Origin of the sequence: Megasphaera micronuciformis F0359, assembly GCF_000165735.1 — a bacterium.
GTDB classification, from domain to species: domain Bacteria; phylum Bacillota; class Negativicutes; order Veillonellales; family Megasphaeraceae; genus Megasphaera; species Megasphaera micronuciformis.
Genome location: NZ_GL538177.1, coordinates 109,067 through 126,082 on the forward strand (window position 1 = coordinate 109,067; position 17,016 = coordinate 126,082).

Consider the following 17,016-nt stretch of genomic DNA (forward strand, 5'->3'; position numbering starts at 1 on the left):
GGTAGCCCTTGCAGTATGAGTGTGTGGGCTGCCCTTTATTTTGCAGGGACGCCTGTGCCGTCAAACTTCGGAATGAAGCGACTGTCGGCACTTTCTTCTTCCTGTACAAAGCCGTCTTCAATGGCCGTCGAAAACAAGTATTGTTCTACTTGTTTGTATTCGGCAGTTGTCAAAGGATGAGCGATTTCCGGATACTCATGAGCCTTACCGTGCGGTGTGTACTGGCGCATAAGGCTGAATAGGACCTGGCCTTCTGAAAAGTTGTTTTCCACCCAATCTATGACTCGTTTGGAGTTTTCCGTGTTTCCCGGCAAAATAAGGTGCCGAATAATAATGCCACGCGTCAACAATCCCCGGTCATCCATCTCAAAGGGTCCGGTTTGTTCGTACATTTCTTTGATAGCTCTTGTAGCTACCCGGGGATAGTCGGAAGCGGCACCATAGCGAGTGGCTACAGCCTCGTCTAGATACTTTAAGTCGGGTAGCCAAATTTGAATTTTGTCTTTTAAAAGACGTATGGTTTCAATCTTTTCATAACCGCCACAATTATAGATCACCGGAACCGACAAGTGGGTATCCAGACTTTCGGTTACGGCTCGTATGTAATGAGTCGGTGTGACCAGATTGATATTATGTGCTCCTTGAGAGATGAGATCGGTATAGATCTTTTTTAGGATTTCAGGGGTTACGGCAATGCCTGAATCTTGATGACTGATTTCCGCATTTTGACAAAAAACGCATTGTAAGTTGCACCCTCCGAAAAAAACGGCACCCGATCCGTTTGTGCCGCTAATGCACGGTTCTTCCCAATGATGCAGTGCGGCTCTGGCCACAGTAGGTTGAAAGGCTTTACGGCAAAACCCTGTTTTCAGCGGCACGGCATTTGCGTAGAGGGAACGTGCCATATTACAATTTCGGGGGCAATCATTACAAATTAAGGTCTGAGAATCTTCCATGGTCTTACCTATCCTTGTTAGCTGGTTTTCATGTTTTTTCATAAAAGAAGAGGTCGACCTTAGTATAAGGTCGACCTCTTTCAGATGCAAGGTAGTCGTATAACGAATTAGTGTACTTCTACCGTTTCTTCATCAAAGTGTTTAGCAGCAGGATCGCTGTTTTCCATTTCCTTCAAACGTTTGAGTTCGACAGCTTCTACTGTTTCTGTAGTATCATAGCTTGCCGGAACTGTCTTAGCGAGGTAGATACATTTACGAATCGAAGCAATGCTGATGATAATAACGAAGACAGCCATGATTGCAGATACGCTAAAGAGCAACCATTCACCCTTCGGTAAGTAGATTTCAAACATGTTCAGGAAGTCTGCGTAGAAGATAACAACCGTGAGGAATACCCAGGGGATAATCGTTACCCAGAGGTAGCGTGCCTTACCCATGCTGCAGATAACAACAGAGGATACGGCAAGGGTAATGATGGCCAGCAACTGGTTCGATACACCGAAAATCGGCCAAATGGTGGATAAGTTACCTTGAAGTACAATGTAGCCCCAAGCACCGGAGATGAGAGCGGATGCAATCAATGCACCGGGGAGCCAGTGGGGGTCGGCAAACTTCGGAACTACGCGACCGATAAGTTCTTGCAACATGTAACGACCGACACGAGTACCGGCATCGAGGATTGTCATAATGAACAATGCTTCGAACATGATACAGAAGTGATACCAGTAGTTCATGAGGTGATCAAGACCGGGAATGCTGGAGAAGATGAATGCCATGCCGACTGCCAAGGAAACGGCACCGCCCGGACGATGAGCAACGTCTTCACCGACCATATGGCTGAGCTGAGGCAAATCAACTACAGGCATGTTGAGTGCTGCAAAGTGTTCTGCTGTCGAGTTGATTGCAAAGTAGTCGTTAGGAATTAAGCTTGTTGCCGCGATTAATGCCATCATGCCGACAAAACATTCCGTAAGCATAGCACCGTAGCCGACAGGCAGGATGGAACGTTCGTTCATGAGCATCTTCGGTGTCGTACCTGTACTGATCATGCAGTGGAATCCGGAAATAGCACCGCAAGCGATGGTAATAAAGATGTACGGAATAACAGGACCCGTAATAACAGGGCCGCCGCCGGAAACAAACTGTGTTACAGCCGGCATTTGGATGGTCGGCATAACGATGATAATGCCGAGAGCCAAAGCACCGATAGTACCGATTTTCATGTACGTAGACAAGTAGTCACGCGGAGCCAGTAATATCCAAACCGGCATTGCGGCAGCGACAAAGCCGTAGATAATGAGTAATACGCCAATGCCGTGAGCACTGATTGTAAAGAGAGGCGCCAAAGTGGGGCTGGCAGCTACAGACGGGCCGAGGACAACGGCGAGTAAGGTAAGAACGACACCGATAACCGTACCTTCACGGATTTTACCGGGACGTAAATAATGCATGTAAATACCGATAAATACAGCGATAGGAATCGTCATACCGATAGTAAACGTACCCCAAGGGCTGTCATGCAAAGCATTAACGATAACAACGGCCATACCTGCCATAGCCAGGATGTTAAGGAAGAGTACGGCAAGAGACGTTACCAAACCGATACTGCCGCCCATTTGGTGTTTAGCAATTTCGGCAATGGATTTACCGTCATAACGCATAGATGCAAAAAGAATAACCATGTCATGAACACTACCGGCTAAAACGCCGCCGATAAGAATCCACAATGCGCCGGGTAAGTACCCGAACTGAGCAGCAATGACAGGACCGACCAAAGGACCGGCACCGGCAATGGCTGCGAAGTGATGACCGAAAACAACGTATTTGTTTGTCGGTACGTAGTCATGACCGTCTTCAAAACGGAATGCAGGAGTTACTTTATATTGGTTTACTGCAAGCACTTTAGTTGCAATGAATGCACCGTAGAAACGGTATGCCAATACAAAGACTAATGCTGAAATAATGACTAGAAACAAGCCGTTCATATTAAGTGAACCTCCTTCTGAAAATACATATATATGTTACATTAACTATATATATCAGCTATATTATATACTACCGCCCTGAAAAGACAAGTGAAAGATAGTACGAAAGGCGACTAAAAGAGGTAATGCCACATTAAATATACCATATATTGTATATAGTAATAAGAACAGGGGCGAAATTAACGATAGTGATTTGATATAATTGTATATTCCTAATGCATACGTAAGTGGATTTGTGGGAATTCCGCATAGATGGTGTACAAAAAAGGTATGGTTTGTGCTATAATAACCACAACGGCCAGTCTATTATTATTGTATTGAAGGAGATTGTAATATGATAACGAAAGTAAACAGTACAAACTATAAAGAAGTTGTAGAAAACTCAAACGTTCCCGTCCTATTGGATTTCAGTGCCGAATGGTGCCCCCATTGCCAAGCTCTTTTGCCGGTACTTAACGGCTTATCCGAAAAATTAGTGGGCAAGGTGGCATTTGTAGCGATTGACACGGATGAAAGCCCCGAGTTGGCCCAAGCAAGGAGCATTGAATATATCCCGGCTCTCTTCGTTTATAATGAGGGAAAATACAGCGACATGCTGATTGCACCTAAAACGGAAGGAGAAGTAGAAGACTTTTTGAAGAAGAACGGCGCTTTATAGGGGCGGTGGAAGTACAACATAAAAGAGGGTCTGCAGTTTAAAATTGCAGACCCTCTTTGCATGAGTATTTTATTAAAAGCCATTGTTTTTAAAATGCCTTAGAACTTCGAGAAAAAGCAGATTCAGAGAAGGCTGGATTATGGTATAATATGCCGTAATATTAAGGAGGAGATGGGATGGAAAGGCTTATGGAAGAATTACGGGCTCGTATTGTCGCCCCGCAACGAAGCTTTGAAGTGCGAGTTCAAGACGAGTTGAAATATGGAGATATAAATAATCACGACTTAATCCGGACAGCAGCGCGTCTGGCCGGAATTTTCGGCTCTGTAAAACCACAACCTTTGCAAAAAGGATTGGTTATTTTTGCCGCCGACCATGCTGTAAACGGAGCGGAAAATAAGACGAAAGGGGCGGATAGCCATACAGAAGCAGAACGGATTGCAACCGGGAAGGATGAGTTGAACAAGGCGGCTCATAAGGCGGGAGTCGGAGTCCTTTTGTTGGATATGGGGTTACAAAAACCCTTGACTGAATCTCCGGGTGTTCAGTCATTGCGAGTAGCGGCAGGGAGTCGTTATTTTGCTCAAGGGACGGCGATGACGAGACAGGCGACGGAAGATGCCTTTATGATCGGTGTAGATATTGCACAACGTTTGGCAGATGAAGGCTATACGGCACTGGGCATGGGGAATGTAGGCGAACGCTGGCCGTTGACGGCTTTGGCCGTAACGGCTGTATTTTTCCGAAACCGACTTGTGACGGAACCGGAATCAACGAAACAGCGTGAAGCGGCTGAGAGATTTTTATCTCTTATAGATGAAACGGGTGTCGTAGCAGATCGACCGATTCAACTGCTGGAGCGAATCGGATCTCCCGATTTGGCGGCTATGACCGGATTTATCCTTTCGGCAGCAGAACGAAAAATACCCGTTGTTTTGGACAATGCATTGACCGTTGCGGCCTTTTTAATAGGAGAGGCTATTTGTGAAGGTGTGCGTGATTATGTGTTTACATCCGTAGCCTATGATGAGCCTGTACAGGTTATGCAGTTTAAAGGAGCCGGATTACAGGCACCGCTTGCGGGCAAGGGACTGTGTGATCGAGGAATGGGGAGTGTAGCCGGTTTGTCGTACTTGGAAAGTGCCGTAACAATTTTGCATGAACAGGGGTGTAAGCAATAATAACAATCATTCGACCAAATCCCTTGCGGATGACGGGATAAAGTGGCTGAGACGGCGGTATTACTGGACTTTGCCGCCGTTTTTTCATATAATAAATTAGATATGTATATTTAGGGAGGGCCTTATGGCGGATAGGGCGTTTTTTGATGAACTCATCGGTCATGAACAACTGAAAAAACGCTGGATTCACCTTATCGAGGAAGGTCGAGTACCACACGCTTCTATTTTTTCCGGCCCGGCAGGGACGGGGAAAACCGTGGCAGCAGTGGCTCTTGCGTCGGCTCTTGTAGGACGAAAAGTATTGCAACACATTGATTTTTCAGCACCTGACAGTATGATCCATGACGGGGAAGATGTATTTTATATAGGGCCTGAAAAATCTATGCTGAAAACCGCTCAGTTTCGGGATTTGCAGGAAATTATTTCTTTGCGGGGCAGTGCACAGGATATACGTGTTTTTATTATCGACCATGTAGAAACCATGAATGCCGAATTTGCGAATCGTATGTTGAAGACCTTGGAAGAGCCGGCAGAGGGTATCGTGTTTATTTTGATTACAGATAAACCCGCGGCCTTATTGCCTACAGTTGTGTCGCGTTGCGTCATGTTTAGGTTCGATTCGGTAGGAACGGATGAACTTACGGCAGCTTTGAAGACTCGCTATAAAGGGGATGAGGGACTTTGTGAAGAAGCGGCTTTTTACAGCGGCGGTAATGTTAAGGCGGCATTGGACTATTTGCATGCACGGTCATCTTTTGCGCCCGAGCGGGCATTTTATTTTTTGAAGACCGTTAAAGAAAGCCCCGTGCCTTTTGCCGAATGGTCTGCGTATACGGTGTCATTTCATGAATCCGAGTCTGTAGAGGTCATGCAATTTATATTGCGTATTTTACGGGATCTCTTGTTGTTGAGAGTCGGTGTCTCCATAGAAAAAATACAGTTAAAACGCTATGCCTCGGAGTTGTCGGTAATTGTATTACAATGGCCTGAGGATGAAATACAGCAGGGTATCAAGGTTGTAGAAGAGGGGCTTGAAGGCGTTTCCAGATATGTGAATATACATTTGATTTGGGATTATATTTGTCTCACATTTCTCCAAGGAAGGGGATTGTATTAGTTGATTGTAGTCGGTATTCGTTTTAAACCGGCCGGGAAGGTCTATTACTTTGACCCTGCCGGCATAGACCTGGATATACAAGACGGAGTTATAGTTGAAACCGCCAGGGGCACAGAGTTCGGTACGGTAGTTATAGAGCCGCGTGACGTAGAAGAGTCGGAGGTTGTGCAACCTTTAAAACCCATCGTTCGGCGTGCTACTACCAAGGATTTGCAGCAGGCGTCGAAGAATAAGGAACGGGAAAAAAGGGCGTTCGGGATTTGTCTTGAAAAAATTGAGAAGCACAAGTTGCCTATGAAATTAATTGATGTGGATTATACATTTGACATGGGCAAAATCATTTTTTTCTTTACGGCTGACGGTCGCATCGATTTTCGAGAGCTTGTGCGTGATTTGGCTTCCGTATTTCGTACTCGGATCGAGTTGCGACAAATCGGTTTGCGTGACGAAGCAAAGATGATCGGTGGCATGGGATACTGTGGTCGGCCGTTGTGCTGCGCCTCTTTCTTAGGAGATTTCAAGCCCGTGTCCATTCGCATGGCAAAGAGTCAAGGCATGTCATTAAACCCCACCAAGATTTCCGGTATTTGCGGTCGGCTCATGTGTTGCCTGCGGTATGAAAATTCGTTGTACACATCGGGAGAATTGCAATGTCAGTCCTGTCATAAGTGCGGTGAGCAGCAAAAGCCCCCGACAGTAGGTAAGAGAGTCATTACCGATGAAGGCCTGGGTACGGTCTTACGAGTTCATGTTAAGACTCATACGGTACGCGTTCAGCTTGAATCGGGACAGACTGTGAATGTAGCATGGAATGATGTGGCGGAACCGGAAAATGACGATTAAGCTCAATGAAAATGAGCGTCTGGATGACTTAATTCTGGACGGCATGAAACTGATTCAACGAAATGACGAGTTTTGTTTTTCCCTTGATACGGTATTATTGGCCCGTTTCGGAGACGTCATAAAGGGTCCGACTTTGGATTTGGGAACGGGGACGGCGGCTATTCCGCTTATCCTGTCGGCTCGCGGAGCTACGGAGATTACGGCTCTTGAGCTGAATCCCGTCATGGCGGATATTGCGGCACGCAATGTGGTGCTGAACGGAAAAGAGAGCTGTGTTGTTGTTCGCAGAGGCGACTATCGCCGCATAGAGGAGCTTTTCCCGGCAGGCAGCTTTTCCGTGGTTTATGCCAATCCGCCGTACCGTGAGTTATTTCGCGGCTCATCAAGCGATAAAGACGGCGTGCGCAAGGCCAGACATGAGGAGACGGCGACACTTCGCGACGTATTGCGGGCAGCTGCTTACGCCTTGAAATTCCACGGGCGCTTCCGTATGGTGCACACGGCTCAACGGTTAGCCGAGATTTTAGCGGCTATGCGGGAGGTGGCCATAGAACCGAAGGTGCTTCGTCCCGTATACGGTCGTATTGATAAGGATGCCAAGTGCTTCCTCGTAGAAGGGATTCGCGGCGGTAATCCGGGTATGGTGCTGCAAGGCCCCTTGGTAGTACATGAAGCTGACGGGGCCTATACACAAGAGGTTTTGCATTTTTACGGAAAGGATTGACGAGGATGGCGGAAGTATTTCAAAAAGGCACCTTGTATTTATGTGCTACGCCTATCGGCAACCTGGAAGATATTACGTATCGTACGGTTCGTTGTCTTACGGAAGCGGACATTATTGCGGCTGAGGATACGCGCCATACGCGTCAGTTGCTGTCAGCCTACGGAATTGAGACACCATTGACGAGTTATCATGAACACAATAAGGGAGAAAAGGGCCCCCTGTTAATTGAGCGATTGCAGGACGGAGATATGGTAGCCGTTGTCAGTGACGCAGGATTGCCCGGTATTTGTGACCCGGGCAGCGACTTGGTGCGCGAGGCCTTGGCTGCAAGTATTCCCGTTGTACCCTTACCGGGTGCCAATGCGGGATTGACCGGTCTGATCGCTTCGGGTCTCGATACGACTCTGTTCACCTTCGTCGGTTTTTTGCCGAAGACGAAACGGCACCGCAGGCCGGTGTTGGAAGGGCTTAAAGAGTATGGCGGGACCTTGATTTTTTACGAGGCGCCGCATCGCATTGAAGGTGTTTTGGCTGAAATAGAGGAAGTCCTCGGCGACCGGCCTGCCGTCTTATGCCGTGAACTTACTAAAAAGTACGAAGAATATATTCGCGGGTCCTTGAGTTGTGTGCGACAACGGTTACAGGAGCAAGGGTGTCGCGGTGAATTTGTTGTTTTAATCGGTGCCGATACGAAGGAAATGGGTGAACTTCGTGCCGACCTTGATTATGAAAGTGTACTTCGGCAACTTTTGGCCGAGGGTACGGATAAAAAGGATGCCATTCGGATTACTGCCGAGAGGTGTCGTGTTCCGAAACGAGAGGTATATAAAGCGGCCTTACGTTTATAAGCGTACTATTGCCGTTTCGAACAGACTGTCGGCTCATTTGCCGTCAACAGGAGGGATTTATTCATGTCGAATAAAGAAAAGAAAACTTATTATATTACTACCCCTATTTATTATCCCAGTGCTAAACTGCATATCGGCCATACGTATTGCACGACAATTGCCGATTCCTTGGCCAGATTTCATCGTTTGCGCGGTGACGATACTCTTTTTATAACCGGGTCGGACGAACACGGTCAAAAAATTCAGCGGGCTGCCGAAGCACAGGGAATGAAGCCCATCGAGTATGTAGACGGCATTGTAGCCTTGTTTAAAGATTTGTGGAAGCGTCTGAATATATCTAACGATGTTTTTATCAGGACAACAGAGCCGCGCCATGAACGAGTAGTTCAAGATTTGATGCAACGTTCCTTTGATAACGGTGATATTTATAAATCCGAATACGAAGGCTGGTATTGTACGCCTGATGAAACCTTCTGGCCGGAAAACAAGTTGCCTGACGGTAAGCACGTCTGCCCCGATTGCGGACGTCCGTTGGAATTGGTAAAAGAGGAAAGCTACTTCCTGCGCCTTAATAAATATGCCGACAGATGGCTTAAATTCATTGAAGAAAACCCTGATTTCATTCAGCCTGAATCGCGTCGCAACGAGATGATTGCTTTCGTTAAGAGCGGCTTGGAAGATCTCAGTATTTCGCGTACATCCTTTGATTGGGGCATTAAGGTGCCTTGGGATCCGAAGCATGTTGTTTATGTTTGGTTTGATGCCTTGGCTAATTACCTGACAGCGGCCGGGTATTTGGAAGATCCGGAAAATTTTGATAAATTTTGGCCGGCATCCTTGCATTTAGTGGGCAAAGAAATTGTGCGATTCCATACGATTATTTGGCCCATTATGCTCATGAGTTGCGGTCTTCCTTTGCCGAAGAAAGTATTCGGACACGGCTGGCTTATTGTAGACGGCACGAAGATGAGTAAATCATTGGGTAATGTTGTCGACCCCGTACCCTTGATTGAACGGTACGGAGCCGATGCATTGCGCTACTATTTGCTAAAAGAAGTGCGTTTGGGACAGGACGGGAATTTCTCATTGCCGACCTTTATTAATCGTATAAACGCTGACTTAGCGAATGATTTGGGTAACTTATTGCAACGTACCTTGGCTATGGTCGAAAAGTATGAAGACGGCGTTGTTGCCGGTCCGACGGATAAAGAAGCGGTCGATGACGAATTGGCGGCATTGGCGGTCGAAACGGTTCGCAAGTTCGAAGCTGAAATGGACGATATGAAAATTGATGACGCTTTAAATGATATTTGGGGTCTTATCAGACGAAGCAATAAGTATATTGATGAAACCGTGCCGTGGGTTTTGGCTAAAGATGCCGACTGCGTAGGACGATTGCGTACAGTTTTATACAACTTAATGGAATCGTTACGGATTATTTCCGTTCTTGTCAGTCCTGTTATTCCTGCCAGTGCGGAAAACATGTGGACTCAACTCGGCCTGAAGAATTTTAAAGAGGTTAAGCTTGCAGATGTGGCTGTATGGGGAGGCTACCCGGTAGGCACACATATAGATAAAGGAGAAGCTCTTTTCCCGCGTTATGACTTGGCGGAAGAAGTGGCGGAAGCTCCCGTTGATGAAAAGTCGGCTGTCGATGTAGTGCCTGCGGCCAAAGAACCGCTTAAGCCCGAAATCGATATCGATACATTCGGAAAAACGGATTTGCGCGTCGGTATTGTTTTGGCTTGTGAAAAGGTGCCTAAGACATCAAAGTTGTTGAAGTTGCAAATTGATTTGGGCACAGAACAGCGGCAAATTGTCAGCGGCATTGCCAAGTATTATAAACCGGAAGATATGGTAGGTAAACATGTCATCGTCGTTACAAACTTAAAGCCGGCTACTCTTTGCGGAGTTGAATCTTACGGTATGCTATTGGCAGCTTCAGACGGCAACGATAATTTACAAGTTATCTTTGCCGACTCCATGGCGGCAGGAAGTCGAGTACGCTAATGCTCTTTGATACACATTGCCACATTAACGATGAAGCCTATAAAGATGATCGTGCGGAAATGATGGCACGGGCATTTGAAGCCGGGGTAGGTTGTATGGTTTGCCCCGGCACGGGCGTGGACACATCGGCTTCGGCGATTGAATTAGCTCGTGTTTATGATGAGGTTTACGCAGCTGTAGGATATCATCCTGAAGAGGCTGCGGCTGCGACGGACGAAGGGTTTGCGCAGATGAGGTCATGGCTTTGTCAGGAACCCAAGGTGGTGGCCATCGGCGAAGTCGGCTTGGATTACCATTGGCCCGAACCGTCTCGACAGATACAACAGAATGTTTTCATTGAACAGGTCAAGATGGCGGCGGAACTGGATGTTCCTTTAATTATTCATGACCGGGAGGCACACGGTGATACGGTAGATATTTTACGTAAGTACGGAAAGGGTTGTCGCGGTGTTTTTCACTGCTATTCCGGCAGCTATGAAATGGCTAAAGAATTGATAAACATGGGTTTCTATCTCGGTTTCGGCGGTACGACGGTATTTCCTAAATCATTAAAATTAAAGGATATTGTTGCACGCCTGCCGGAAGACCGAATTCTGATAGAAACGGATTGTCCGTATTTGACGCCGCCGCCGTATCGGGGTAAACGTAATGAACCGGCTTATGTCCGTTTTGTAGCTGATGAAATTGCCGTGTTGAGGGGAACGGACAGTGCACATATCCGAAAGATGACGTGGGAGAACGGGAAGCGGCTTTTCGGACTTTTGTAGAGGAAAGGTATGAAAAAGAAAGATGTAAAAATTACAATCATCGATTCCCTCGGACCTAAAGGTTGTCACAGAGGGCATCGTGTAGGGGATACGTTCAGCTATGATAAGGACCGGGGACGTATTTGTCCTATGGCCATGCATGTCGCCTTTCCGTATATCGATATTTTGAGATACGGAGGGGCCATACCGGATCAACCGGAAGGAACGGCTGTGTTTTGCTGTCCCGATGTGGACGTTATCCACGTGTTTAAATTAGAACTTGAATCGAATAAATAATAAATTGACGGCGGAAGGTTGAGTCCCTCCGCCGTATTATATTTGTAAATATAATACGCGAAAATGTAATAAATGCTTGCAAAAAAGTAATAATAGGGCGTAAAATGAACGTACAGAGACGTGAGGCATAAAGCGAAAATCTTTGGTAAAAGAAGGCGGTTTTATGTTGGATTTCAGGATGTACACGTTTTTGAGCGTCTGTCGCCACATGAACTTTACGCATGCAGCGTCAGAACTCCATCTTACCCAACCGGCGGTGACACAACAGATTCACTGGCTTGAACGCTACTACCGAACTAAACTTTTTTCGTATAACGGGAAAAAGTTGAGCCTTACCGGTGCGGGGAGATTACTCCGTATGGCGGCAAAGAACGTATATCATGATGATACGGTTGTGAAGCGACAGATCGAGCAATTCCGAACGCATAGTCGCAGTTTGTTGCTCGGCGTGACTCCGACCGTTTCGGAGCATGATATCGGAGGTAAGCTTATTGAGTTTTTACACCGATCCGGGAAAAAAGGAATTTCAGTTCGTATAGATACGACAGAAGAACTGACAAAGGCCTTGGAAGTAGGCTTTCTGGATTTTGCCGTTGTCGACGGGCCGGTAGAGGGGGACGGGATCGACAGCATGGCTTTCCATACGGAAAAACTGATTTTATGTTGCGGTAAAAGTTATGATATAGATAGAAGCATTGACTTGGAAGAGTTGAAAAGACATAAGCTCCTACTTTGCGGCAGTCACCTGGGGGCGCGACGGTTATTTGAGCAGTGCCTGGCGGAGCAACGACTTACTTTGGAATCGTCTTTTATGTATATTGATTTAGGAACCGATGAGATTGTAAAACGATTTGCTTACGGAAACTGCGGTATTGCCGTTGTCTATGAAGGGGTTGTTCATGAGGATTTACGGGCTCGGCGATTACGACGCATACGGGTCGTGGGGATTACCGGCAAGGATTCATTCTCCTTTGTTTGGAAGACGTCTCGGATGAGTCGAGAAGAGATTATGCGTATGTATCAGGGGTATTCGGATTGCGTATGTTGAAGGTTGTAAAACAGAAAAACCGCTGTACAGAGGAAATCCGTACAGCGGTTTCTTTATGTGTAAGTCTAGTCAGAGTTTTTGTAAAACTCTTTGAAGTATTCGACCCACATGCGAGTGGGATGAGAGAGAAAGCCCTTACTTTTCCAAACCATGGCCAAGGTCCACGTAATTTTAGGGTCTACAAGGGGAACGGTTACCAGACGAGTCGGGTCGAGTCTTTTACAGATTGATTCGGGCAGCAAGGCAATACCCATTTGGGTATGTACCATTTCCCCCATAAAATCCCAGTGACTGGTTTGGCCTACAATGTTGGGGCGAGCCGATATTTTTTGATAAAATGAACGAACATAAGAATAAAGAGAGAAGCTTTCAGGATAATAAATCAGCGGTTCGTCTTTAATTTCTTGCAAGGTAATCGCCTTTTTCTTAGCCAGCGGATGATCGGGCCAAAGGACGACACGCAAATACTCCTGATCGAAAATAAAGAAGTCGTAAGGGGTATCCGCATTAATCGGCAAGGCTACGAAGCCCGCCTGAATGAGCCCGTTATCGATAGAGGAAATAACATCGTGTGAGCCTACTTCGGCAAGTTCCACTTTGATGTCCGGAAATTTTTCAGAAAAATGATGGATAAACGGAGATATAAAGGTAGAGCCGATCATAGGCGGTACACCGATGGAAACGGTGCCGGAATTGAATTGGTGCGGGGATCCCAGCTCGTCGCTGATTTGTGCCAACTGATCGATTACCGATTCCACTTTGGGAAGGAGATAGGCGCCGATTTCCGTTAACTCCACGTGCTTTCCCGTTCGGTTAAACAGCTGTACTTGCCAGTAGTTTTCCAGGGCCTTGATACCCTTACTGATAGAGGGCTGGCTGATGTGGAGTGAATGGGATGCCTTGGTAAAGCTTTTTTTGTGAGCTACTTCAATGAAGTAGGTTAATTGGAACAAATCCATGGACGAATGCCTCGTTTCTAAAATGTTACATTTATACCTAATTTCTTAAAATATTATGCTTATACATAGTACCATATTTCATAAGAGAATAGAACAAGAAAATGGCTTTGTCTATATTTATTTTGAACAAAATTGTATAATGTTATAACCGACGGGAAAGGAGGATGCTTTGTGATCAGACGATGGATTATGCACGTCGATATGGATGCTTTCTATGCGTCTGTAGAACAAAGAGATAATCCCGAACTTCGCGGTCGTCCCGTCATTGTAGGCGGTACAAGTGATCGCGGTGTTGTTGCCACGGCCTCTTATGAAGCGCGAGCTTACGGAGTTCATTCCGCACTCGGTACAAAGAAGGCCAGACAATTATGTCCCGATGGGATTTTTTTGCCTCCGCGGATTGCCTATTACCGAACTATCTCCCGTCAAATCAGGAAGATATTCGAAGGTTATTCACCGGATATCGAGCCGCTTTCTTTGGATGAGGCATTTTTAGATATATCGGGATTGCACGGACATTATAAGGATGTTTTGGAAGTCGGGCGGGCTGTAAAGCGGGATATTAAAGAGCAGACCGGTCTTGTTGCATCGGCCGGCATCGGCCCGAATAAATTTCTGGCTAAACTGGCATCCGATTTGGACAAGCCCGACGGATTGGTTTGTATTCCTTACGGTAAAGAAGCGGAAATGTTAGCGCCGTTACCTGTTCGCAAGATTTGGGGTGTCGGCAAGGTAACGGAAAATCGTCTTTTGTCTGCCGGGTACGATACAATAGGCAGTATTGCGGCTGCTTCTCCCGATAAGTTGCGACCTCTTGTAGGCAATCAGGCTGAGAGACTTTATGAATTGGCTCACGGAAGAGATTACAGACGAGTTGAAACGGCTCAGCAAGTGAAATCGATAGGTAATGAACAAACATACGAACAGGACTTGGTCTTACAGGAAGACGTGGATCGGCAGCTACGTCTTTTGGCTGAAGAAGTAGCATATCGCTTGCGTAAACACGGGTTAATGGGGCGTACGATGACTTTGAAAATACGGTATAATGATTTTACGACCGAGACGAGGTCGGAGTCATCGGAATCCATGGGCCTTTATACAGAAGAACAGCTTTATTTTTCTGCACGAAAGTTATATGCTAAGAAGACGAGAAAGGGTTCCGTACGGTTACTGGGGGTTACGGTCAGTAAACTGCAGACCGTCATTATCCAGGACTCTCTCTTTGCGGAAGAACCGACAACCAAAAAACGGTTAGCGGAAGAAAAGGTAACGACGGCTATCGATAAGTTACAGGAACGATTCGGAAGACGTGCTGTTATGAAGGGCTTTTTGTGGGAAGCGGAAAGTAGTGTCAAAGAAGTGAAAGAAAAGGAGTAATGGTATATGTCAATGTTTAAAGTAGCGGCACATACAGGAGCCGATAACCAGGGCTGGATCGGGTATAATGAAGAAACGAAGGAAATAACGGTCTGTCTTCAAGATGAGGTTTTAAAAAATAAGGCTTATGAATATTTATCTACGCCGAAAGTGCTGAAACGCTTCACCGGGCTTACAGAATTTGAAGAAGTGTCGGGAATGCCGAATGATAGTTTAGATATGTTCAAACTTGCATTGGGTAAAATTTGGGAGGCGACAACCGTATATATTGACTGGAGTCGTCCGGTTGAGTAGGACTTATACACAGGTTATGCACATTGTTGAAACATTTATGTGCATAACTTTTTTTATGCCTAAAATAAGCTGTTTTTGGGGCGTATATATTAGTAGTACTTCGAATAAAATGTGGATAAGTCTAAAATGATAAGGATATAAAACAAAAATATCATTATATAAACGGCATAGATACGCTATTTTATTTCAATCTATCTTATTTAAGATAATGTGTATAAAATTCTTTGGAATGGGGATGGTTTGGGTGAATGAGTAATGATAACCGAAAAGAAAATCAATCCTTGCACTCAAAACCGAGATGAAAACAGGCACGGATCCCTGTATTATCCACAGAAAAGACAGATAGGTCGTACTGTGAACCGAACATGTATTTTATTGACAAGTAAGGATGATTCCTGTATGATTTCAATCAAATAAATAATCATCCAGAGCAGCCGAGGGACTGGCCCGTTGAAGCTGCGGCAACCTTCCGGCAGGAAAGGTGCCAACTCCAGCGTCACTTGCGGGTGACGGCAGATGATATGGCCTGTAATGAATGCGTCATCTGTCAAGATGACGTTTTTTATATGCTGTTGGAAGGAAGGGGTCGGAGGCTATGAATGACAGCCGTATTAAGCATAAATCGGTTGCAGTCAAAGATGTGCTGATTTTGGGGTTTGCTTTTTTTGCTACGTATTTTGGAGCGGGGAATCTTATTTTTCCACCACAACTGGGGTTTGTCAGCGGGTCGTCTTACGGGCCGGCATTGGTAGGATTGACGTTGTCGGGAATTTTATTGCCTATTTTTGCCCTTCTTATTATTTCCCGATATGGTGATGTACGCCGTATTACGGAGCGGGTCGGCCCTTATACATATAATATTTTGCTTACCTTATTGATGATTGTTTGTATTTTTGTATCTATTCCCCGTACGTGTGCTACGGCTATTCAGTTAGGAATACAGGGAAACTTTCCTAATGTTCCTTTTATTCCCGGAGTCGTTATTTATTTCTTACTTTCTTATTGGATTACGTCGGATGAAACGAGCGTACTTGATAAGGTAGGCAAATTCTTGACTCCTTTGTTAGCCTTGATTCTGGTGGTTATCGGAGTGTTAGGAGTAGTAAGCCCCATTGGAACTCCCGCCGAACCGACAGTAGCCAACTCCTTTACCAATGCCTTTTTGGGCGGTTATAATACGGGGGATGTCTTGGTCAGTTTTATTATGGCGTCCCTATTTATACAGTCCGTTGAGAACAAAGGGTATGTTGAAAGTCGGGATCGTAATCGCATGATGTTTTATTGCGGTGTCGTATCGGTTATTTTGTTATTTATTATTTACGGTAGCCTCTTGTTTATGGGGGCTTGTGTAAGTGCCGATGTACCGTCGGATACGGGCCGCGCAGAGCTTTTAGTTCTGGTTATTAAGCGTGTCGGCGGGGCGGTTATGTTACCCATGGGGGTGGCGGTTATCCTTGCGTGCTTAACGACCGCTGTCGGACAGATTGCGGCTGTTGCCGATTTTTTCCATACGGCGTCGAGTAATCGTGTGAGCTATAAGGTCGTTGCCATTATGACCTGTATACTTTCGGCATTGACCGCGCTTCTCGGTGTGGACGGTATTGTCGAATATATCGGTTGGATTTTCGGAGTCAGCTATCCGCCGGTTTTGGCACTGATGGTATTGGGAACATTCGCTTCTTTTATTTCTCATAATGAAGCCTATAAAGGAGCTACTTATGCCGTTACAGCCTATGCACTTATAGAAGCGTTGCCCGGACTTAGCAGTTTGGAAGCGGCAAAATCCATCGTTTCCGTCATGCCTTTGTCGGCAGTCGGATTCGGTTGGGTTACTCCGTTTGTAGTCGGTCTTATTGTCGGAAGCGTTGTAGGGCATATGAGAGGACAGAATGTATAATACATGCATAAAAAAAGAAGGTTTCTCTTACGTATGATCTGCCCCCATTTTCTTGGACAGATATAATTAAGCTACT

16 protein-coding genes and 1 riboswitch are annotated in these 17,016 nt (G+C 45.9%); of the genes, 13 read left to right on the forward strand and 3 right to left on the reverse strand.

Annotation, left to right across the window (positions count from 1 at the left end; translation table 11 throughout):
- Positions 1-35: 35 nt before the first annotated feature.
- Both HMPREF9429_RS00705 and HMPREF9429_RS00710 read right to left on the reverse strand, forming a co-directional pair.
- Complete coding sequence (locus tag HMPREF9429_RS00705) at positions 36-956, reverse strand: 4Fe-4S cluster-binding domain-containing protein (RefSeq protein WP_040773087.1); 921 nt, start codon at positions 954-956, stop codon at positions 36-38.
- Positions 957-1,063: 107 nt separating this feature from the next.
- On the reverse strand, positions 1,064-2,941 hold the full coding sequence (locus HMPREF9429_RS00710; RefSeq protein ID WP_006940868.1) for a carbon starvation CstA family protein: 1,878 nt from the start codon (positions 2,939-2,941) through the stop codon (positions 1,064-1,066).
- Positions 2,942-3,275: 334 nt separating this feature from the next.
- On the opposite strand from HMPREF9429_RS00710, the gene HMPREF9429_RS00715 reads away from it, so the two are divergent.
- The 10 genes from HMPREF9429_RS00715 to HMPREF9429_RS00760 all read left to right on the forward strand — a co-directional run bounded on the left by HMPREF9429_RS00715 (position 3,276) and on the right by HMPREF9429_RS00760 (position 12,413).
- Positions 3,276-3,599 carry a thioredoxin family protein gene (locus tag HMPREF9429_RS00715; RefSeq protein ID WP_006940871.1) on the forward strand — a complete coding sequence of 108 codons (324 nt, stop codon included), beginning with the start codon at positions 3,276-3,278 and terminating at the stop codon, positions 3,597-3,599.
- Positions 3,600-3,775: 176 nt separating this feature from the next.
- Positions 3,776-4,780, forward strand: coding sequence for a nicotinate-nucleotide--dimethylbenzimidazole phosphoribosyltransferase (locus tag HMPREF9429_RS00720; RefSeq protein ID WP_006940873.1), 1,005 nt, complete (start codon positions 3,776-3,778; stop codon positions 4,778-4,780).
- A gap of 124 nt (positions 4,781-4,904) precedes the next feature.
- Positions 4,905-5,897 (forward strand): DNA polymerase III subunit delta', encoded by a 993-nt coding sequence (locus HMPREF9429_RS00725; RefSeq protein ID WP_006940875.1) that lies wholly within the window; start codon positions 4,905-4,907, stop codon positions 5,895-5,897.
- Positions 5,898-6,740, forward strand: coding sequence for a PSP1 domain-containing protein (locus tag HMPREF9429_RS00730; protein ID WP_006940877.1), 843 nt, complete (start codon positions 5,898-5,900; stop codon positions 6,738-6,740). It begins immediately after the preceding gene.
- Positions 6,730-7,464: a tRNA1(Val) (adenine(37)-N6)-methyltransferase gene (locus HMPREF9429_RS00735; protein WP_006940878.1), complete on the forward strand. Its 735-nt coding sequence runs from the start codon at positions 6,730-6,732 to the stop codon at positions 7,462-7,464. Before HMPREF9429_RS00730 ends, HMPREF9429_RS00735 begins: the two co-directional genes overlap by 11 nt.
- A gap of 5 nt (positions 7,465-7,469) precedes the next feature.
- Positions 7,470-8,312 (forward strand): 16S rRNA (cytidine(1402)-2'-O)-methyltransferase, encoded by an 843-nt coding sequence (gene rsmI, locus HMPREF9429_RS00740; RefSeq protein ID WP_006940879.1) that lies wholly within the window; start codon positions 7,470-7,472, stop codon positions 8,310-8,312.
- A 63-nt stretch (positions 8,313-8,375) separates the two neighbouring features.
- Entirely contained in the window at positions 8,376-10,322 is a 1,947-nt protein-coding gene (metG, locus tag HMPREF9429_RS00745) for a methionine--tRNA ligase (protein WP_006940880.1), read from the forward strand.
- A complete protein-coding gene (locus tag HMPREF9429_RS00750; protein ID WP_006940881.1) occupies positions 10,322-11,089 on the forward strand; it encodes a TatD family hydrolase in 768 nt (255 codons plus the stop codon). The genes metG and HMPREF9429_RS00750 overlap by 1 nt, the downstream gene beginning before the upstream one ends.
- A gap of 9 nt (positions 11,090-11,098) precedes the next feature.
- Positions 11,099-11,365 (forward strand): TIGR04076 family protein, encoded by a 267-nt coding sequence (locus HMPREF9429_RS00755; protein WP_006940882.1) that lies wholly within the window; start codon positions 11,099-11,101, stop codon positions 11,363-11,365.
- A gap of 163 nt (positions 11,366-11,528) precedes the next feature.
- The gene (locus HMPREF9429_RS00760; protein ID WP_050777749.1) at positions 11,529-12,413 is read left to right on the forward strand and encodes a LysR family transcriptional regulator; all 885 of its coding nucleotides are present in this window, start codon (positions 11,529-11,531) and stop codon (positions 12,411-12,413) included.
- Between the two features lie 65 nt (positions 12,414-12,478).
- Here HMPREF9429_RS00760 and HMPREF9429_RS00765 read toward each other — a convergent pair whose 3' ends face one another.
- Entirely contained in the window at positions 12,479-13,372 is an 894-nt protein-coding gene (locus tag HMPREF9429_RS00765; RefSeq protein ID WP_006940885.1) for a LysR family transcriptional regulator, read from the reverse strand.
- Positions 13,373-13,543: 171 nt separating this feature from the next.
- Here HMPREF9429_RS00765 and HMPREF9429_RS00770 point away from each other — a divergent pair, with 171 nt between their 5' ends.
- From HMPREF9429_RS00770 to HMPREF9429_RS00780, 3 genes are all read left to right on the forward strand, one after another.
- Entirely contained in the window at positions 13,544-14,749 is a 1,206-nt protein-coding gene (locus HMPREF9429_RS00770) for a DNA polymerase IV (RefSeq protein ID WP_040773091.1), read from the forward strand.
- A gap of 6 nt (positions 14,750-14,755) precedes the next feature.
- Entirely contained in the window at positions 14,756-15,043 is a 288-nt protein-coding gene (locus HMPREF9429_RS00775) for a hypothetical protein (protein ID WP_040773094.1), read from the forward strand.
- Between the two features lie 418 nt (positions 15,044-15,461).
- Positions 15,462-15,566: riboswitch (SAM riboswitch) on the forward strand.
- Between the two features lie 72 nt (positions 15,567-15,638).
- A complete protein-coding gene (locus HMPREF9429_RS00780) occupies positions 15,639-16,940 on the forward strand; it encodes a branched-chain amino acid transport system II carrier protein (RefSeq protein ID WP_006940890.1) in 1,302 nt (433 codons plus the stop codon).
- The last annotated feature ends 76 nt before the right edge of the window (positions 16,941-17,016 follow it).